The organism is Thermostilla marina (assembly GCF_054657455.1).
Genome location: NZ_BAAHYR010000001.1, coordinates 1,867,166 through 1,886,377, shown reverse-complemented (window position 1 = coordinate 1,886,377; position 19,212 = coordinate 1,867,166). Strand labels below are relative to the sequence as shown.

Here is a 19,212-nt window from a genome sequence, read left to right as displayed (position 1 = left end):
AACGACCGAACGAGCAGAAGCTCGTCTTTCTTTTGCGCGACCCCAAGCGGCATATCCGCTGAGTAAACCTCAAGGCTTCCAGGAGCGGAAAGCCACCGATGCGATTCACCAAGATGCAGGGTGCCGGCAACGACTACGTGTATGTCGATTGCTTCACCGAAACACTGCCGTCCCCCCCGGCCGATTTGGCGCCAGTCATTTCCGACCGCCATTTCGGAGTCGGCGGCGACGGACTGATTCTGATCGAACCCTCGGAAACGGCCGATGCGCGGATGCGCATCTTCAACGCCGACGGTTCCGAAGCCGAAATGTGCGGTAACGGCGTTCGCTGCGTTGCCAAGTACGTGTACGACCACGGCATTGCACGGAAAAACCCGCTACACATCGAAACCGGGCGCGGCGTGCTGACATTGCACCTTGAACTTGAAAACGACCGCGTGGCTCGTGTGCGAGTCGACATGGGCGAGCCGATCTTGGAGGCCTCGCAGATTCCGACTACGCTTCCCGGTTCGCCGGTCGTCGACGCCGAACTCCGCCTGGACGACGCTTCAGCTTCGCGCTATCGAGTGACGTGCGTGTCGATGGGCAATCCGCATTGCGTCATCTTCGTCGACAAACTAACCGATGAACTGGTCCATATCGTCGGACCGCAAATCGAACGGCACGCGGCCTTCCCGCAACGCATCAACACCGAATTCGTCGAAATCGTCTCACCCGGCGAAGTGAACATGCGCGTGTGGGAACGCGGTTCGGGAGAGACGTTGGCTTGCGGCACGGGCGCCAGCGCGGTCGGGGTGGCGGGCGTCTTGACGGGGAAGACAAATCGTCGAGTAACCGTACACTTGCTCGGCGGCGACCTCGAAATCGAATGGGCCGAGAACAACCACGTTTTTATGACCGGCCCCGCCGTCGAGGTCTTCACCGGCGAATGGCCTGAATAGTTCCGAGGAATCGTCCGGCACGTCGCAAAACGGAGATGAAGGCGGCATGGGACGGAACCGATCGCTCCTCAACGGATTCGTAGGCTTGACCGCCACCTCGCTCGTTCGCCTCTGGATGGGCACCCTGGATTACCGCGTCTATTATTACGACCGGTCCATCGATCCCGTGTTCGAGGAATGCACGACGGCCAAGCTGTACCTGTTCTGGCACGAGTACATCTTGTTTCCCCTTTACCTGCGGGGGCATTGCCATTTGACGATGCTGCTCTCACGGCATCGCGACGCCGATATCCTTTCGTACGTAGCCGGGATGATGGGTTTTCGCTTTGTCCGGGGGTCCTCAAACCGCGGCGGAACGGCGGCGCTGCGGCAATTGATGCAGGAACAAGGGCAGCACCTGACGATCACGCCCGACGGTCCTCGAGGTCCGCGACGTCAGTTGGCGGCGGGGCCGATCTATCTGGCATCGCGCTTGGGCATGCCGCTGGTGCTGATGGGTTTCGGCTACGACCGACCATGGCGATTGCCGACGTGGGATCGTTTCGCTATTCCCCGTCCCTTTTCCCGCGCCCGAGCGGTGGTTGGTCCGCCGATCTTGATCCCGCCGTCGCTCGATCGCAGACAAATCGAAAGCCAACGGCGACGAATCGAGACACTCTTGTCCCGCTTGACGACCGCCGCAGAAAACTGGGCTGTCGGAGGACGACTCCCGGGAAGTCTACCGCTCTTTCGAGGGCATGCGGCGGTGCGTCCGGCTCCCCCCGAGTCGCAACGCGCAGCCGACGTTTCCGTCGAATCTGCAACTGCCCGACGGCGATTTCGCGTCGTGCGGGATGATCCCCTTTTTGCCGACCACGATCCGCTACGACCTGCATCATTTCCGCGGCGTGCCGATATGAAGGGAGAGGCTGGATGAACACCGGCTATCCGACCGACGACGAGGGCCGTCCGCGCATTCTGACCGTTTCGCAGGTCACGCGGGCCATCAAGTTCGTGCTGGAAGAAACCTTTCCGGAAATCTGGGTGGGCGGCGAGATTTCGAACCTTTCCCGCCCTCGATCCGGTCATTGCTACTTTTCGCTGAAAGACGCCGATGCTCAACTTCCGGCGGTCATGTGGCGTAGCACGGCCGCAAAAGTGAGATTCGAGCTACACGACGGGCTGGCCGTCGTCTGTCGCGGACGTCTGAATGTCTATCCGCCGCACGGTAAGTATCAACTGGTCGTCGAACAGATTCAGCCCGAAGGGTTGGGCGCTCTGGAGCTGGCCTTTCGCCAACTGCGGGAAAAGCTCGCAAAGGAAGGCCTGTTCGCTCCCGAGCGGAAACGGCCGCTACCGTTTTACCCGCGGCACGTCGCCGTCGTGACCAGTCCCTCGGGCGCCGCGATTCACGATTTTTTGCAGGTTGTGCGGCGGCGACGCCCCGACTTGCACGTCACGATTTTGCCGGTACGTGTCCAGGGAACCGAAGCGGCCGGTGAAATCGTTCAGGCAATTCTCGCCGCCAACCGGTGGAAAGAACATTTCGACGTGATCGTCGTCACTCGCGGCGGCGGCAGCCTCGAAGATTTGTGGCCCTTCAATGAAGAAATCGTCTGCCGGGCAGTTGCCGATTCCTCGCTGCCGGTCGTTTCCGCCGTCGGCCACGAAATCGACGTCACCCTTTGCGATCTGGCTGCCGATTTGCGTGCACTCACACCGACCGAAGCCGGTGAGCGCATTTCACTTTCACGCGAGGACCTGATTCGGCAACTACAAGACTATGAACACCGCCTGAAATCGACACTCACGCAAAAGGCGGCATCGCTTCGCGAACGACTGGCAATGTTGTCTCGGCACCGCGTGTTTCAACGCCCGTGGGAAATGCTCGAGACACGGCGACAGTCGCTCGACGAGTATGAGACCAGACTTGCCCGCGCCATCGGCGAGAAAATACGCCGCAGTGGTGAATACATGGCACGCTTGGCCGGCAAACTCGAATCGTTGAACCCGCTGGCCGTTCTCGAACGCGGCTACAGCATCACCACCACACAAGACGGCAGCCCCGTGCGCGACGCCGCTGAACTGACACCCGGTGATCGGATTCACACCCGTCTCGCCCGCGGACGTTTCACCAGTCGCGTGGAAACGATCTTGCCGGACGAATAACCGGACCGACCGGTCGTTCGCTCTTCCGGCAACACCCCTGTTGCCGTGCGATTACGCCCGCGATAGGAATTCGCCGGTGCGTGTATCCACTTTCACGATTTCGCCCTGCGAGAGGTACTCGGGAACCTGGATCACGGCGCCGGTTTCGAGCTTTGCGGGCTTCGTACGGCCGGTTGCCGAGTTTCCCTTCACATACGGATCGCACTCGACGACTTCCAGCTCGACGACCAACGGTAATTGGATTCCCACAGCCTGCTCTTGGTATATGAGCACGAAAAGACCTTCCAGCCCTTCCTTGAGGAACTTGAGTTCCTCTTCTACGTCGGCAATCGCGAGCGAATACTGTTCGTAGTTCTGCGAGTCGAGAAAATGGACGTGCGTGCCGTCCGAATACATGTACGTCACAGGACGCCGCTCAAAGTCGGCCTCGTCCAAGCCTTCGGTTCCCTTGAGAACGATGTCGACCTTTTGCTTTGTCAACAGGTTTCGTGCTCGATACTTGTACAGCGTCGCCGCCCCGCGAGCAGAAGGCGTTTGGACCGTAATCGACTCGATCATGCAAGGAGCGCCGTTGTAGTCGACGATCGCACCACGTTTGATATCTTTCGCCAACATCGATTGCAATCACCCGTTTCGCTGAAATCGCACCAAGGCAGTCGACGCCCCGGCACATTCGGTACGAATTATCTACCCTGAAGGCACTCGTCGAACCGAGGTCTTCAAATGACTGTTCCCGATTGAGGATCGACGGCCACTCCCTGCGTCAAGCGAGCCAGGATTTCCAAGACGGAAATCAAGGCACTGGGATCGAACATGTCGCCTTCGTCGTCCAAGTCGTCCCGCGTCGTGCCCACTTGTTCGAAGTGGAGTACGTCTATCCTTGCCGTCGCCTTGCGGATCTTGGCCACCTGATCCGGGTCGAGGGCATCACGATCACCGCGCTGCAATTCCTCGATCGTTTCCTGTGCTTGCTCCGCTACGTCTTCATCTTCGACGTAGCAGATGTCCATGGCGGCGAAATCGTCTGGGGCCAACAAGGTGGCCGAGTCGAACAAACCGTCGTCGGTTGCCGTCAAATTGGCCAGGACATAACGCCCCCCCAGGCTTTCCATCGCTGCTTCAATTTCGTGAGCCGACGGCCGATTCTCGGCGGCAAAAAAGACCAAGAACGTCTCCCGCCAGCAGTATTCGGGATTCTGAAACAACGACATGCCCAGGGCACTCCGGAAAACAGCAAGCGCGAATCCGGCTTTCGAGCGGTTTCGTCCTATTTTACCGCCCCCCGCAACCGGGAAACACTCCCCCGCCCTCTCGGTTTCAGGTCTGCTTTGTTCGAGCGGAAGCGTTTCAACCGCCCAGTTCGGCCGAACGTTCTGCCGCAGCCGAAACCGCTTCGTAGAAAGCCGCCCGCAGCCCGCACAGTTCCAGGGCGTGCAACCCCGCAATCGTGGTGCCGCCCGGGCTCGCTACGGCGTCTTTCAAAGCGCCGGGGTGTTCTCCGCTTCGTAGCACCATTTCGGCGGCGCCTTTGACCGTTTGTGCCGCAAGCGTGAGGGCCACCGAGCGCGGTAATCCGACGCGAACCCCGGCATCGGCCAATGCTTCGATCGCCACGTAGACGAATGCGGGACCGGAACCGGAAAGACCGGTAACCGCATCCATCTGTTTCTCATCAACGCGCACCACACAACCGACCGCCCCGAGCAGCCCTTCGACGAGCTCGCCGTCCTGCTCGGTCGCGTGCGGACCAAGACAATACGCCGAGGCACCTTCGCCGACCAGGCAAGGCGTGTTGGGCATCACGCGAATCAACCGACAGCGTCCGCCCGTCCATTCCATCAGTTTCGTAAGCCCCACCCCGGCAGCGATACTGACGACGAGTTTCGCCTCTTCGAAGCAGTCACGAATCGGCTCGAGTGCGGCGGCGAGTTGCTGCGGTTTGACGGCCAAAAAGATAACGTCCGATCGGTTCACGACGGTCTCGTTGTCATCGACCGAATCGGCACCGGTTGCCTCTTGAAACGCCTTGCGGGCTGCTTCCGAAGGATCCGAGGCCGTCACGTCGCGGGGTTGGACGATCGCGCTGCGAATCATTCCACCCGCCAAAGCCTGCGCCATTCGTCCTGCGCCGATAAATCCGATCCGCGTTCCCATTTCGCCGTTTCCCCTCGTTCACTACGAATCAATCCAAACATGCCGACATCCGACTGTACGGCGTCGGAGCACTTGCCGTCATCTTACCGTGCATGCGGTATCGGCAACACCGACCCGGGTAATGTCCTCTTGGAATCGGTAAAGGCGACGTCGAAGAAAGAAGAAAATGGGCCGACCGTGCTCGAAAAACCGGTCGGCCCGCGATACTTGTTGCCCGACAAACGAGACTACTTCGCCTTGAACCGGTACGTGCCGCTCCCCACGCGGAAGACAGCATATCCCGGCTCTTGTCGCAGGAACGTCACTCCTGATGCGTCGGCGGCTGCAACACCGCCCTCGGTAACGCTTGCAGGATCATGCGTCGGTACGCAAACGGTCGCAACCGTGTTCGCCGGAATCGTCACCGTCATCGCGACACCATTCTCCGTCTTTTCCCAGCGGTCGGCAATCTTACCACAGATAGAACCGTATTCGGCGTCGACCCAATCGATGCCGGGACCAAGTTGCGGCCGGATCAAAATCTTCCGGAATCCCGGCCCATCGGTGTCGATTCCGGCAGCCGATTGGAACATCCAGCGGGCAACAGCACCGAACGAATAGTGGGCGAACGAGTTCATGCCCGGATTCTGGAACCCTTTTTCGGCGGTCCAGCCGTCCCAACGTTCCCAAATCGACGTCGCCCCGTACTTGATGGAATAGCCCCACGAAGGATACGTATCGTTCAGCAGCAGCCGATACGCAACATCGGTGTTGCCCGTCGCCGAAAGCGTCGGCATCAACACCGACGTTCCCACGAAGCCGGTCGAAAGATGCCAATCGCGGGAACGGATGTCGTCCACCAGATACTCAGCCGCCTTGGGACGCAGTTCGTCGGGCAACAAATCGAACCACAAGGCCAACACGTAGCAGGTCTGCGTGTTTCCCTTGATACGTCCGTCCTTGTCGACGTATGCCTCGTTGAAGGCTTTCTTGATCCGATGGAACAAGTCCATGTATTTCTCGGCCTTGTCCTGCTGCCCTAATGTCTCGGCGGCCTTCGCCGTCAAATACGTACTGTAGGCAAAGTAGGCAGTCGCCAAGACATCCTTAGGGGTATCGGCGTTGACCGACAGCCAGTCACCGTACCCCTGAGCAGGCCGCAACAAATTCGTACTATGCGACTCGCAGTAGGCCACCCAGCGTTCCATGGCATCCAAATGTTTTGCCAACACGCGTTTATCGCCGTAGACCTCGTAAATCGTCCACGGACAGATCACTCCAGCATCGGCCCACGCCGCAGTACCGCTTCCCATCGCAACGACGCGCGGCGATACATCGGTGAAAGCGCCTTCGTCCGTCTGCGCATCTTCGACGTCGACGAGCCATTTTGTGAAGAATGCCGCAACGTCGGCGTTATAGGTTGCCGCCCGGATGAACACTTGGGCGTCCCCCATCCAACCCAGTCGTTCATCCCGTTGGGGGCAATCGGTGGGCACCGAGATGAAATTCGCCCGCTGCGTCCACACGATGTTGCTGTATAGCTTGTTCACCATTTCGCTGGAACAAGAGAACTTTCCGACCAGCGGTGTATCGGAGTTGATCGCGATTCCGGTCACGGTGTCCTTGGTCGGAGTACCGGGATAACCGGTCAATTCGACGTATTGAAATCCGTGAAATGTGAATCGCGGTTGCCAGATTTCTTCTCCTTCACCTTTCAGAATGTAGGTGTCCGTCGCTCTTGCCCCGCGCAAATTCGTCGTGTAGATCGTGCCGTCGTCATTGAGGCGTTCGGCAAATCGCATGACGACACGAGTCCCCTTCGGCCCGGAAACTTTCAACCGCACGAAGCCGGCAAAGTTTTGGCCCATATCGAAGACGAACACACCGGGTTTGGGCTCGGTAATCGTCTTCGGATGAAGCGTTCCCGTCTGGATTACCGGCACCCCCGGCTGCGCTTGCAATTGCGCCGAGATCGCCGGCGTTACCTTGACGGAGTTCCAATCGCCGTCGTCCAATCCCGGACTGGACCATCCCGGAATCTCAAGCCGCGCATCGTACGTCTCACCGGCCAAAAACTCACCTTCCAGAATCGGCCCGAACGCCGTCTTCCACGTTTCGTCGCTGACGATCGTGCGGCGAGATCCGTCCGCATTTTCCAATTCGAGTTGAAGCCAGAATTTAGGGTCCTTTCCATAGTGGAACCGCTCGCTTTTCCAGCCGATGGCCCCGGCGTACCAACCGGCGGCCAGGGTGACTCCTACGGCGTTGAGACCACCGGAATCGACCAGATCCGTCACGTCGTAGGTGTCGTAGTACACGCGTTTGTTGTAATCGGTCCAACCGGGGGAAAAGTAGTGATCGGCCACCCGCCGACCGTTGATTTCGACATCGTAGTTGCCCAAGGCCGAGACGTAGAGTGTCGCGCGTCGCACACCCGCCGGCGCGGCAAACTCCTTGCGAAAGAGCGGACAAGCCAGGTTGTCGAGCCCTTCCGTGTTCAACGTTCCCCACGGTTTCGCGCCGTATTCGGCGACCGCCTTCACGTGCGGCCAGGCGCTGTCGTCGAAACCAGTCTGATTCCAACCGGCCTGCGCCCGATCGCTCGCACGCCACGTTTCGTCGATCACCGCCGTAAACGATTCGCCGTGATCGAAATCGACGACGAGCTTCCCGATCAATCCGGCGGGTGAATCACTGCCGTTGGTCACCATCACCGACACAAGATTCTTGCCCGGATGCAATCGGTGTGTCGCCTCGGCGACTTGCGGTGCGTTCCACGCGCTCCCACGACCGGCGGGTTTGCCGTCGATGGTCATTTCGAACGCATCGTCGGCGGTGATGAGAAACCTTGCCCGAAGGATGCGACGCCCATCGTCGGGAATCGTCACGTAGCCACGGAAATAGCGTTTCCCGGCGGGAACCGTCACTTTCGCGTCACCGGATTTTTCGGGGTACCATACCCAGCGGCAACCATCGAAGTCGAGCGGATCGCCCATCGCCGGATGCAACATCGGCCCGTCGAGGCCGACCCATTTCGCCTGAAAATCACCGGGGCGCAATAGCCCCATCGTCCATTTTGCAGGTGCGCTGTAGGCCCCGCACTTCCCCTCGGCATCCCAAAGCCGCACCTTCCAATAGCACTCCATCCGCGACTCGAGCGGCTTTCCTCCATATTCGATTTGATTCATCGCCCCGGAGGCAACCTTCCCCGAATCCCACAAGTCGGCTTCGCCGGCCTCCAGCCTTTCGCGCGACGAAGCGACCAGGATCTGGTAAGCCGTCTGCACGGCACTGCGGCGATCGTCCTTGACCGTCCAACTCAACCGCGGACGCAACACGTCGATTCCCAGTGGATCGACACGGTACTCACATCGCAGGTTTTCCGCCTGAATAGGACTTTCGACGGCGGCAACTTGGGGCAGTAATCCGAGCAACACCACAAGTGCGTGCATGGCATATCTCCTTTTCGGTTGCAGATTGCGTCTTCTATCACGACCTCGCATATACCGTCGGCCGCTTATGATTGCGGCTTTTCGCGATAACGCATGTACAACGTTCCCGTCACGAAATAGGCTATCGCCGCGACCAACATGCCGGTCTTGGCCGTTTCAACCTGCAACATCTGCAAGTACACGGCAGTCGGCAGGCCGATACTCAAGAGCAGACAAACCAATGCCGCTATGCCGAACACCAACCGCGGCGTGCGAGTTGCGTCGCTTGCTTGCGGTTGCGAGCCGTTCGAATCGACCGACGTTTCGACCGTCGTGGGCGACGCGACCGAAGACGCTTTGTCGGAGGTCTCTTCCGTTTCCTCAACCTTACGTGCGGCCCCGGCCATTCCCGCAAGCACGATGTACACAACCGCGGTCAACAGCCACACGGGAATCACGAGGAAGAACAAGTGAATCCAACTGAATTGCCAAGCGACGACCGCAAACACCAGCGCCGTCACCCACGCAATCAAGGCCGGGACATTGAGGGTCAAGTTTCGTTTTGCCGCCCAACCGCGCTGCCAGCCCAACAAGGGAAAGCCCCAATGTTCGACGACGACAATCGCTCCCACCGGCACAAGCAAAATGCCGTAGATGCCCACGAAATCGAGCAAGCGTCGAAAGACGAAGGGGAAACACGCAATGGCGGTCGTCACGGCACCCGCGGCCAGCGTAACCAGCCATCGCGGCCACCCGGGAGTCACGACCTGGAGCGCCAATCCGGCCCGGTACAACGTCGGATTACTCGTCGTCCATCCGGCGATCACGACGGCGATCACACCGCACCATCCCAACACAGTGTAGGCGACTTGCCCCGAGTCGAGATACGCCAAGGGGATGCTACCCAATTTGACGGCGGCCGCCCCCATGATTCCCGCACAGATCCAGGCAACGTAATGCCCCAGATACATTCCGAAAGCCGAATAGATCCCGTACCACGACTTCTTCGCGTAGCGGAACAAGGCCATGTCCGAGAGCCCCAAGTGCATCGCTAAATTGCAGATCCACGCAAAGAAGACGATGTGCCAAAACGAAATATGTTCGAACTTGTTACCGACGATCGAATCGAACGCGGCAACCGGCACACGTCGCTCGTCGCAAAGCAATCCCTCGGGCGTCGCGGGAGGCGAGTACGCAACGACTTTCGGCGTTTCGACGTTATCGGCCCACACGACAACGCGGTCTCCCTCGATTCGCGCCTGAGCCGGCACGAAATCATCCTCGGCCTGAGGATTCTCGACGGCCGACACGCGGAAACCGTTGATCGTCGCAGCGGTTCCCACCGCATCGGCTTCGTCGTCTGCAAGCTCTTGCGAGGCCTCGGCGCCCACCACGATCAATCGGCCGTGTACGTTCTCGAATTCGACGACGACTTCATGCCCTTCGGTCGTCGACGTGCGATACACCGGCGGAGGCCCTGTCCAGATTTCCTTTTCAGCGACTTCTTTGAACGATGTCCAAGAATCGACATGCCCCAACAGCGGTAGTGCCATCAACGCCCCGGCAATGAACATGAGGAGCATCCAGGGAGAGCACACCGTGGCGAACTGGGCCAGTTTCTTGAATCCCAAGATGGCCAACAACACGACCACCGTACCGACCCCGATCACCACCACGACGAACCACGGATCGGTCGGGATCCAGCCGGTTTGCGGGGGGATGTTGAACGGTATGCGCACCGCCGAAGCGGAGACGGTGATCATGCAACCGGCAAGCACGCAGTACAACACCGCATTGCATACGTTGTAAATCACCATCACGGCCGGACCTGCAATTTGACGCAGGTACCAATACAACGTGAGTCGGGTTTGTACGGCGATCGGGGCGCAAACAAGCGTCCACGACAAAACGGCGAATAGGTTTCCCAAGAGCAAGCCGAAAATAACGTCGCCGGTTCGCGCGCCCCACATGACGAACAACGCACCGATGACGAATTCGGTCGCGGCCACGTGCTCACCGGCGAACATTCCGGCGAAATAGCGACCGCTCTGCAACTTGTCCTTGGTAATCGGCGTCCGCTCGAACTCGTTCAGTTCGTCCAATCGCTCGAATACACTCTTCTTTTCAACGAGAGTTTCGACCTCGGCCATGCACGTTTTCTCCTCACCAAAACGATTTCCCAAACGGCAGGCTGCGTCCGGGGGGCGTTCGCCGACCCCAAGGTCGCCGAACGGATCGCCGCCCAAGCACCACTCTCGCCGCGGCAGTTCTCACCCTCGACGACTCAACACCTCACGTTCGTAGGCACGAACTTCGTCCAACCACGTCTCGCCGACGGGCACATCCTGGCGCAAGCAGAAGACATCCCACACCGCCTGCCACGGCAACGCCTTGACCTCCTCCAGCATCGCCAAGCGCCCCGTGTAATCACCGTTTTCTTCCAGCTCGCGCAACCGATTGGTCGGCTCCAACAAGACCAAAAGCAACGCCTTTTGCATGGCCCGCATCCCAATCACCCAGGCGGCCGTTCGGTTGATGCTCGCATCGAAGAAATCCAGGCCGATGTGGACACGATCGAGGAATCCTCCGCGAACGATCTGCTCGGCAATAGCCTTCGTCTCGTCGGAGAGGATCACGACATGATCGCTATCCCATCGAATACCCCGACTGACGTGCAACAAGATTTCTTTCAAGAACAGCAAGACCGAGGGGATTTTGTCGGCAATCGACTCGGTCGGGTGAAAATGTCCCGAATCGAGACAGAGGAGTTTTTCGCGGCTGACGGCGTATGCCAGATAGAACTCGTGTGACCCCACCACGTAGCTTTCGGATCCGATGCCGAACAACTTGCTTTCGACGGCATCCCGGTTGAACGCCGGATCGATCGGCTCGGCAAAGATCGCATCCAACGACTCGGCCAGCAGACGCCGCGGCGTTTTGCGATCGACGGGCGTATCCTTAAATCCGTCCGGAATCCACACATTCGTCACGCAGGGCGTTCCCAATCGCTTCCCGAAGGCCGCCCCGATTTTGCGGCAAGCGATTCCGTGCTCGATCCAAAACCGGCGAATTCCGTCGTCCGGATGGGCCAGCGTGAAGCCGTCGGCCGCCTTCGGGTGCGAAAAATAGGTCGGATTGAAATCGATCCCGATCTTTCGTTCCGCCGCCCAGTCCATCCAACCGGAGAAATGTTCCGGCCCGATGGCGTCACGATCCACGTCACCGCCCGAGTCGCGATAACTCGCGTGCAAGTTCACTCGATGCCGACCGGGAATCAAACGGAATGCGAAATCGATATCTTGCCGCAACTCGTCGGGTGTGCGGGCTCTGCCGGGATAGGCACCGGTGGCCATGATCCCGCCGCCGGTCAGGCCTTCATCGCTTTCGAATCCGCCGACGTCGTCTCCCTGCCAGCATTGCATCGAAATGGGCACCGAAGCCAACGTTTCCAACGCCTTTTCGGCGTCGACGCCCAACTCCGCGTATCGCTCTCGCGCAATCCGGTAAGCCTGCTCAATTCGTTCCGTGTTCGACACCGTCACCTCCCGTCATTGACGTCAATAATTCCTGCGGAATTGCCCCGTAACTCGGATCGTCGACGGCCCGCCGCGGATTCTCCTCACGCCACGACTGCCGCGATCGTCGACTCTCGGCGGCATTCTCGCACGCACCGTTTGTGTTTGCATCATTGTGCTTTCCACCGTCGCGCACGTCCACTAATAGCAGGCGTGTTTTGGGGCAATTTTCGGAGATAGCATCCTCGGGGCTTTGTATTGACGACAATGCCCCCGCAAAAGCCGATCAGCGAACTTGCAAGACCAACTCGATCGCCGGCCCCCTTGCGCCCGGCCAGATGTCGGTTTGCAGGCGCCGATGAGTCCGAAAATGCTCTGGACGCCGCGGTCCTCTTTGCGATATTCTCCCGGCCCCGGCGGTCAAAGAGTGCCGCCCGAAACAACGTGCGCACCAAACTACCCCGGCCGGCTTCAGCAAGAAGGATGCTGTCGCAATCGAACAAAAGGAGTGGTCAATGATGATCGCGAAAAACCGGATTCTTGTGGTATATGCGATGGCGCTGGTATGGCTGGTAATGTGGGCGCCCCAATCGCAGGCCGCGCTCCCGAAACTCCCCAAGCCGAAACTGCCCGAGTTGAAAATGCCCCACGTGTCGCTTCCGAACCCGGTAAAAGCCCTCGAAAGCGGCGCCGAAAAACTCGGCCAAGGCATCAAAGCCTTGAACCCATTTGCGAAAGAGCCCGAGCCGCAATCGCGTTACTTCCCTACCGGATCGGTGCATCGCACCCAAGAGAAAAAACCGAGCTTTTTCAGCAAGTTGTTCCCATCGAAGAAACCCGAGCCTCACCGACCGACGACGGTCGTCGATTGGATGAAACAGCCCGCGCCCCGTCCGTGACAAGTATTCCCGCCTTGACCGCTCGTCGCACCGGGAGATCGAATCATGCGGTTCACTATCTCGCGCCGCCGGTCGCTTCGTCGACGGCAGACAAAACTCCGAATTTGCATTGGGGTTGGATGGATCGCTGTATGCCTCGCGTTGCCGATCGGTTGTAGCGCAACGACCACTTCGGGACCGACGGCTTCGGGTTGGTCGCTGCTCGACAAAGACGCGGCGATCAAGCGGCAAGCCGCATCTGATCCATTCCCCTCAGCCCAAGAAGCCGGCCTTGAACCCCCGCAATCAGGGGGATAGGCATCAAATCTTTGCTGACATCCTCCCCCAACATCGGTATACTGACACATTGGTGAAGATGACATCTTCCCGGCGGTTGGGATTTGCGCCGACGGCCTAGACGCACGTTTTGAGCGGGCAGAAACGTGCTTCTCCACCGGCCGCCGCTCACGGATGTTGCCTACCACGCCCAATTCGCCGCACGCGTCATAGGGCGAGTCCACTCCCGCCATACCTTTCCGCTGCCTGTCGATTGTTCCATGATCCCGGCATCCCCAAAGAAGATCGCCTGCACGAGTCGCCGTTTCTTCGGATGGTCTCCTTCGATCATTCGACGATCCGTACTGGCCGTCGCGTTCATCGTCGCGGCTGCCGCGATCTCGGACGTCACCGGGGCCGAGTTTTCGCGCCAGTTTCACGCATGGGCGCGCTTTGAACCGGGCGCGTGGAAGATCGTTCGCACGGTCACCGAAACGTTTCAGCAGCCCCGTAAGGTCATCAGCGTCACCGAAACCAAGACAACGCTCGATAAGGTCGAAGACGACACGGTCACGCTGCGAGTCGAGGTCGTCGTTCGCGTGGCGGGAAAGCGTTTCAGTGCCGAACCACAATTGATCGTGCAAGGATTTCACGGCGAGCGAGCGGACCAATCGGCCACGATCACCGAATTACCCCCGGCCAACATCGTCATTCAAGGCCGAGAGATCCCTTGCCAGGTTCTCCAACTGACACTCACCGGCACGACGCACAAGACCGTCAGCAAGATCTTTCTCAATAAAGAGATCGAACCATTCATCCTTCGGCGAGAGACGTTGAAAACCGATCTGACCGGCAACACGGTCTTGAATCGAACCACGGTCGAAGTCACGGCATTAGACGTTCCCTGCCGCATTGCGGGAGAAATCCTGAATACGGCACACGCCACGGTGACCGAAGTGTTCCCTAAGGGGAAATCAGTGACGCGCACGGTCATGTCGATGGAAGTTCCCGGCGGAGTCGTCTGCCAAACCACTCGCGAAGAAGATCGTGAAGGCAATCTCATTCGCCGTAGTTCTTTAGAGCTGGTCGACTACGGACTGCATCCCGAAAGCCGCCGCGGCTGGCTTTTCCGACGCCATCTCTTCCCGCGTCGGGTCTACTCACTACCCACGCCGTCGGACTCGGAACTGTAACAGCCTTGCCGCAGATCGCCTATTCCTCCTCCTTTCTGCTTTTCTGCCATTTTCAACGATGTCGCCCATGCCCGGCACGGGTGTCACCGTGCCACAATAAGGCCGGTAGGCCGGATTCCGGTTCTGCAAAGCTGCCGCCGATTGCAATCACCGGGCGATCGCCGATAATTTCAGAATTCCCAAGAATGCAACGCCCTTCGACGGCGAACTTTTCCCTCGGGGTGCAGGTTGTGCGGCTCGCGCCGTGCCGATCCCCCTACAAGGAGTAGTGTCGCATGCAAGACAAGATTCTCGGCCAGGCCATCACATTCGACGACGTTCTGCTTCAACCTGCCTACAGCGAAGTCGTCCCGGCGGAGGTCGACGTCAGCACCCACCTGACGGCAAGGATCAGGCTCAACATCCCGCTGATCAGCTCTCCCATGGATACCGTCACCGAGGCAGCGATGGCGATTGCCCTCGCTCAAGAGGGGGGATTGGGCATCATCCACAAGAACATGGATGTCGCTACTCAGACCAAAGAGGTCGAAAAAGTCAAACGCAGCGCCAACGGAATCATCGCCAACCCGGCGACGCTTCCACCGACCGCGACCGCCGCCAAGGCCGCTGAATTGATGAATCAGGCGAATGTCTCGGGCATTCCGATCGTCGCCGACAACGACAAGCTCGTCGGGATCGTGACCCGTCGCGATCTGCGATTCCTCGACAATCTCGACCTGCCGGTAGCCGAGGTGATGACCAAGGAACACCTTGTAACGGCTACGGGAACTGTAACGCTTGCAGAAGCTGAAACGATTTTGATGGAAAAAAAGGTGGAGAAGCTTCTGCTGGTTGACGAAGACTTTAGACTGACGGGCCTGATTACGATCAAGGACATCGACAACCAACGGCGCTTCCCGAATGCCTGCAAGGATGAACACGGAAGGCTGCGCGTCGGGGCGGCCGTCGGAGTGCACGACTACGAGCGGGTCGAGCAACTCATCCGGTGCGGCGTCGATGTTCTGGTGGTCGATAGCGCCCACGGTCATTCGAGCAACGTGCTCGAAACGGTACGAGAAATCAAACGCCAGTGGGATATCGACGTAGTCGCGGGCAACGTGGCGACGTCGGAGGGTGCCGCGGACTTGATCAAGGCGGGCGCCGACGCCGTAAAGGTCGGCATCGGCCCCGGTTCGATCTGTACGACGCGGGTCGTCAGCGGTGTCGGTGTTCCCCAGGTTTCCGCAATCATGCGGGCAGTGGAGGCCGCGCAGGCGACGCAAACCCCCGTGATCGCCGACGGCGGAATTCGGTACTCCGGTGACATTACCAAGGCCATCGCAGCCGGTGCCCACGTCGTGATGATCGGAGGCCTGTTTGCCGGGCTGGATGAAAGTCCCGGCGAACGCATCCTGTACCACGGGCGAGTATACAAAGTGTACCGCGGCATGGGTTCGTTGGGCGCCATGGTCCGCGGATCCAGTGAACGATACCGTCAAGATCCGGGATACCGTCCCGAAAAACTCGTTCCCGAGGGCGTCGAGGGGCGTGTGCCCTATCGCGGCCCCCTCGGACCGTTTGTGTACCAATTGGTCGGCGGTCTGCGGGCCGGCATGGGATACTGCGGAACTCGAACCATCGAAGAACTTCGCACCAAGGCGAGATTCATTCAGGTTTCACCGGCCAGTGTGCGGGAGAGTCATCCTCATGACATCACTATCACGCAAGAAGCACCCAACTACAGTGTTGGGCAACCGGGCAACGACGGATAGCATCACAGCACGGGCACGGGAGGTTGCCCGACGTTGCACCGTCGCGGCCCCCGTTCAGCCCGCTTCGTCACCCGTTTCTCTTGCGTGTTGGATTGCCGCGTGCAGCCTGCTGCTTTTCGCCGGCTTCGTTCGTGCCGACAATGACGGCTGGGCCCCCGCCGGTCGTGCAGGCATCTCCGGCGTGAAACCGGCCGTTGCCCTGGCCGCACAGTCGGCGAAAGAGCCGATCGCTCAAGTCGGGTACACCACAACTCACACGAGCACACAACTCCGTTGGCTTCCCGTGCGCCCGCAAAGCGGCAACAAGGCGACATCTGCGCCAAACCTCCCTGAAACGAAACCGACCGCTTCGGCCGAGGAAGCGACTCCGGCTCAATTCGTCATTCCCAATACCCCCGAGAACGCGAAGCCGCTGGCCGATCCGTTCGCCGAAGGCCCCGCCTTGATGACTGAAGCGGCCCCTACATCGCAACCGGCTCCTGAAATCGAGTCGGGCGTTCCCGAGACGATTCCCACGCCCGAACCGCTACCCCTGCCGGGCGAGGAACTCGATCGGCAAGCTGCCGAAGAGGGTGACGACTTCGGTCCGCTGGAAGAGGAACTGGCCCTCGGCCCGCCTCCCGTGGAAGATGAATGCCCTTCGCCCGACAACATTCGGCCGATCACCGAAATCACCAACGACATTACCGCCAAGGGGACGAAATTCCCGACCGAATGCACTTTGCAAGGCGGCACGTTCCAACCCCGCTCGTGGGCCCCGATCACGTTCACCTGGAAAGCCTCGGGGGTGTGCCACAAGCCGTTGTACTTCGAACAAGTCGCCGTGGAACGATACGGCCACAACCTGGGCCCGATCGCCCAACCGTTTGCCTCCGGGGCCCATTTCTTCCTGACGTTCCCCATCTTGCCTTACAAGATGGGCCTGACACCGCCGAACGAATGCATGTATCCCTTGGGCTATTACCGTCCCGGCAATTGCGCCCCGTGGATTCTCGATCCGATTCCCCTGAGCGTGCGTGCGGGCCTGTGGGAAGCCGGTGCATGGACGGGTGCGGCGTTTGCCATTCCGTAAGCCCGCGTCGGATCGACAGTGGCCTTCAGCAAGACGAATTCGACACGTTACGAGGGGTTTTCCGTTTTTCGGAAAAGCCCCTCGTTTGCGTAGCATCCCTGCCGGATACAGCGATACGACTATGCCGAACGATTCCCATCCGTTGTATCTTTCGCGAGAAGAGTCCCGCCGCGTCGATCGTCTGGCGATCGAAGAATATGGAATTCCGGGCGTCGTTCTGATGGAAAACGCCGGACGAAGCGTGGCCCAGTTTCTTGACTCGCGTTTCGGCAGAAGCGAGACTGTTATTTGTTGCGGGCGAGGTAACAACGCCGGTGACGGTTTTGTGATCGCGCGACACTTGCAAATCATGGGCCATTCGGTTCGCGTGTTGGTGTGCGGCGATCCGGAATCGTTGCAAGGCGACGCGGCCGTGAATTATCGGATTGCGGTCAAAAGTAAAATTCCGATCGCCGTCCTCGGCCGCGACCTCGAAACAACACATCTCCAGCAGGCGTTCCAACACGCAACTTGTCTTGTCGATGCCTTGCTGGGTACCGGAGCGAGAGGGGCCCCGCGTCCGCCGCTGGATGCGGTCATTTCGGCAATGAACGCCGCTGCAGGAAATCGCGTGGCCGTCGATCTGCCGAGCGGGCTGGATTGCGACACGGGAACAGCCCCGGGGGTTTGTTTTCGTGCCGATTTCACCTGCACGTTCGTAGCGAGGAAGCAAGGTTTTGCCTCACCCGAGGCGCAGCCTTACCTGGGGGAAGTGCACGTCATGTCGATCGGTGTTCCGCCCTGCCTGACGGAACGTGTGGCAGGCGAACGCGCGTAGCTATTCCCTTTTCGCCGACAGCTCTTCTCAACCCGGTACGACTTGAGTTGACATGCCCGATTCCCCCCGTGAACCCAAGCAAGGAAGTCCGCCTTTTCGCATCGACGTCGAACCGCTCGACATTCCGCACCTACGGAAAGTCAGCTCGGTCCTGTTCGGACATGTCGAAGCTAGTGCACGTGCGAGACAGCTCGATCACCTACTGCAAGAATCGATTGCCGCCGGCGAGCGATGCGGCATCCTCACAGCGAGGGACGCCGACGAACGTGTGCTCGGCGCCTTGGCGTGGTACATTCAACCGGGCCGAACGGCAATCGCGACTCCACCGGGTATCGTCCCGCCTGCGGACAATCGCTTGATCTCCGAGTTACTGCGTCGAGCTTGTCACGAGGTGACGCAATACAACATCGATTTGATGTTTCTCACGCTCGAAAGCCACCGGCACTACATGATTCGGGCGATCGAACAGGCCGGTTTCGAACATCTCGCCAATCTTGCGTACATGGTTTCGACCTTGGACGAATTCCCGGATGCGCCGCCTCGATCCGGATTGAAACTCCACCCCTACGGTGAAACTTCACCGAAACAGTTCGCCGAGATTGTCGAAGCCACGTACGAAGAGACGCTGGACTGCCCGGCCTTGAACGGACTTCGCAATATCGACGACGTTCTCAGCGGCTACAAGACGATCGGTCAAAGCCCCACTTCGTTGTGGTATGTAATCATGGCCGATAATCGTCCGGTGGGATGCCTTCTCTTGGCCGATCACCCGGACACCGAAAGCTTGGAATTGGTCTATATGGGGCTGATCAAGACGGCCCGCGGCAACGGTTGGGGGCTGGCGGCCACTCAATATGCTCAGTGGATCGCTCGCCAACTCGGTCGGCGCAGCATTCTGTTGGCGGTAGACGAAGCCAATGAACCGGCGTTACACATGTACTCGAAGGCGGGCTTTTGCGCCTTCGAACGGCGATTGGTCTTCATGTACCGCCCGAACACCGGCAAGAGCGGGCAAGCTGGGGAAAAAGCATAAACACCCGTTGCGACGCGCGCACAC

Annotated in this window: 15 protein-coding genes; 9 read left to right on the top strand and 6 right to left on the bottom strand. The window is 59.4% G+C overall.

Features of this window, described 5'->3' with window-relative positions:
- The first annotated feature begins 98 nt into the window (after nt 1-98).
- The 3 genes from dapF to xseA are packed head-to-tail and all read left to right on the top strand — an operon-like array spanning nt 99 to nt 3,089.
- A complete protein-coding gene (gene dapF, locus ACYQ2I_RS06835; RefSeq protein ID WP_460166261.1) occupies nt 99-941 on the top strand; it encodes a diaminopimelate epimerase in 843 nt (280 codons plus the stop codon).
- A gap of 46 nt (nt 942-987) precedes the next feature.
- Nucleotides 988-1,857 (top strand): lysophospholipid acyltransferase family protein, encoded by an 870-nt coding sequence (locus ACYQ2I_RS06830; RefSeq protein WP_460166260.1) that lies wholly within the window; start codon nt 988-990, stop codon nt 1,855-1,857.
- Entirely contained in the window at nt 1,854-3,089 is a 1,236-nt protein-coding gene (gene xseA, locus ACYQ2I_RS06825) for an exodeoxyribonuclease VII large subunit (RefSeq protein WP_460166259.1), read from the top strand. The genes ACYQ2I_RS06830 and xseA overlap by 4 nt, the downstream gene beginning before the upstream one ends.
- A gap of 51 nt (nt 3,090-3,140) precedes the next feature.
- Here the strand turns inward: xseA and ACYQ2I_RS06820 are convergent, their stop codons facing one another.
- From ACYQ2I_RS06820 to ACYQ2I_RS06795, 6 genes are all read right to left on the bottom strand, one after another.
- Nucleotides 3,141-3,704 (bottom strand): elongation factor P, encoded by a 564-nt coding sequence (locus ACYQ2I_RS06820; RefSeq protein ID WP_460166258.1) that lies wholly within the window; start codon nt 3,702-3,704, stop codon nt 3,141-3,143.
- Between the two features lie 104 nt (nt 3,705-3,808).
- On the bottom strand, nt 3,809-4,300 hold the full coding sequence (locus tag ACYQ2I_RS06815; protein WP_460166257.1) for a hypothetical protein: 492 nt from the start codon (nt 4,298-4,300) through the stop codon (nt 3,809-3,811).
- Between the two features lie 136 nt (nt 4,301-4,436).
- Nucleotides 4,437-5,243: a pyrroline-5-carboxylate reductase gene (gene proC / locus ACYQ2I_RS06810; protein ID WP_460166256.1), complete on the bottom strand. Its 807-nt coding sequence runs from the start codon at nt 5,241-5,243 to the stop codon at nt 4,437-4,439.
- Nucleotides 5,244-5,470: 227 nt separating this feature from the next.
- A complete protein-coding gene (locus ACYQ2I_RS06805; protein WP_460166255.1) occupies nt 5,471-8,674 on the bottom strand; it encodes a family 78 glycoside hydrolase catalytic domain in 3,204 nt (1,067 codons plus the stop codon).
- A gap of 65 nt (nt 8,675-8,739) precedes the next feature.
- Nucleotides 8,740-10,803: a purine-cytosine permease family protein gene (locus tag ACYQ2I_RS06800; RefSeq protein ID WP_460166254.1), complete on the bottom strand. Its 2,064-nt coding sequence runs from the start codon at nt 10,801-10,803 to the stop codon at nt 8,740-8,742.
- A 120-nt stretch (nt 10,804-10,923) separates the two neighbouring features.
- On the bottom strand, nt 10,924-12,189 hold the full coding sequence (locus tag ACYQ2I_RS06795) for an L-rhamnose isomerase (RefSeq protein WP_460166253.1): 1,266 nt from the start codon (nt 12,187-12,189) through the stop codon (nt 10,924-10,926).
- 494 nt (nt 12,190-12,683) lie between these two features.
- Between ACYQ2I_RS06795 and ACYQ2I_RS06790 the strand changes: the two genes are divergently transcribed.
- The 6 genes from ACYQ2I_RS06790 (at nt 12,684) to ACYQ2I_RS06765 (ending at nt 19,188) form a co-directional block, all read left to right on the top strand.
- On the top strand, nt 12,684-13,067 hold the full coding sequence (locus tag ACYQ2I_RS06790) for a hypothetical protein (protein WP_460166252.1): 384 nt from the start codon (nt 12,684-12,686) through the stop codon (nt 13,065-13,067).
- Nucleotides 13,068-13,603: 536 nt separating this feature from the next.
- Nucleotides 13,604-14,515, top strand: coding sequence for a hypothetical protein (locus ACYQ2I_RS06785; protein ID WP_460166251.1), 912 nt, complete (start codon nt 13,604-13,606; stop codon nt 14,513-14,515).
- A gap of 275 nt (nt 14,516-14,790) precedes the next feature.
- On the top strand, nt 14,791-16,266 hold the full coding sequence (gene guaB, locus ACYQ2I_RS06780; protein WP_460166250.1) for an IMP dehydrogenase: 1,476 nt from the start codon (nt 14,791-14,793) through the stop codon (nt 16,264-16,266).
- Between the two features lie 181 nt (nt 16,267-16,447).
- Nucleotides 16,448-17,338, top strand: a complete 891-nt coding sequence (locus tag ACYQ2I_RS06775; RefSeq protein WP_460166249.1) for a hypothetical protein — start codon at nt 16,448-16,450, stop codon at nt 17,336-17,338.
- 121 nt (nt 17,339-17,459) lie between these two features.
- On the top strand, nt 17,460-18,155 hold the full coding sequence (locus ACYQ2I_RS06770; protein ID WP_460166248.1) for an NAD(P)H-hydrate epimerase: 696 nt from the start codon (nt 17,460-17,462) through the stop codon (nt 18,153-18,155).
- Nucleotides 18,156-18,207: 52 nt separating this feature from the next.
- Nucleotides 18,208-19,188, top strand: a complete 981-nt coding sequence (locus tag ACYQ2I_RS06765; RefSeq protein WP_460166247.1) for a GNAT family N-acetyltransferase — start codon at nt 18,208-18,210, stop codon at nt 19,186-19,188.
- The last annotated feature ends 24 nt before the right edge of the window (nt 19,189-19,212 follow it).

What these genes read in the sequence shown, in the direction of transcription:
- ACYQ2I_RS06830 (WP_460166260.1), top strand. Translation starts at nt 988, where the DNA reads ATGGGACGGAACCGATCGCTCCTCAACGGATTCGTAGGCTTGACCGCC.
- xseA (WP_460166259.1), top strand. Translation starts at nt 1,854, where the DNA reads ATGAACACCGGCTATCCGACCGACGACGAGGGCCGTCCGCGCATTCTG.
- ACYQ2I_RS06815 (WP_460166257.1), bottom strand. Translation starts at nt 4,300, where the DNA reads ATGTCGTTGTTTCAGAATCCCGAATACTGCTGGCGGGAGACGTTCTTG.
- ACYQ2I_RS06800 (WP_460166254.1), bottom strand. Translation starts at nt 10,803, where the DNA reads ATGGCCGAGGTCGAAACTCTCGTTGAAAAGAAGAGTGTATTCGAGCGA.
- ACYQ2I_RS06785 (WP_460166251.1), top strand. Translation starts at nt 13,604, where the DNA reads ATGATCCCGGCATCCCCAAAGAAGATCGCCTGCACGAGTCGCCGTTTC.
- ACYQ2I_RS06770 (WP_460166248.1), top strand. Translation starts at nt 17,460, where the DNA reads ATGCCGAACGATTCCCATCCGTTGTATCTTTCGCGAGAAGAGTCCCGC.
- ACYQ2I_RS06790 (WP_460166252.1), top strand. Translation starts at nt 12,684, where the DNA reads ATGATGATCGCGAAAAACCGGATTCTTGTGGTATATGCGATGGCGCTG.
- ACYQ2I_RS06765 (WP_460166247.1), top strand. Translation starts at nt 18,208, where the DNA reads ATGCCCGATTCCCCCCGTGAACCCAAGCAAGGAAGTCCGCCTTTTCGC.
- ACYQ2I_RS06805 (WP_460166255.1), bottom strand. Translation starts at nt 8,674, where the DNA reads ATGCACGCACTTGTGGTGTTGCTCGGATTACTGCCCCAAGTTGCCGCC.
- ACYQ2I_RS06820 (WP_460166258.1), bottom strand. Translation starts at nt 3,704, where the DNA reads ATGTTGGCGAAAGATATCAAACGTGGTGCGATCGTCGACTACAACGGC.
- guaB (WP_460166250.1), top strand. Translation starts at nt 14,791, where the DNA reads ATGCAAGACAAGATTCTCGGCCAGGCCATCACATTCGACGACGTTCTG.
- proC (WP_460166256.1), bottom strand. Translation starts at nt 5,243, where the DNA reads ATGGGAACGCGGATCGGATTTATCGGCGCAGGACGAATGGCGCAGGCT.
- dapF (WP_460166261.1), top strand. Translation starts at nt 99, where the DNA reads ATGCGATTCACCAAGATGCAGGGTGCCGGCAACGACTACGTGTATGTC.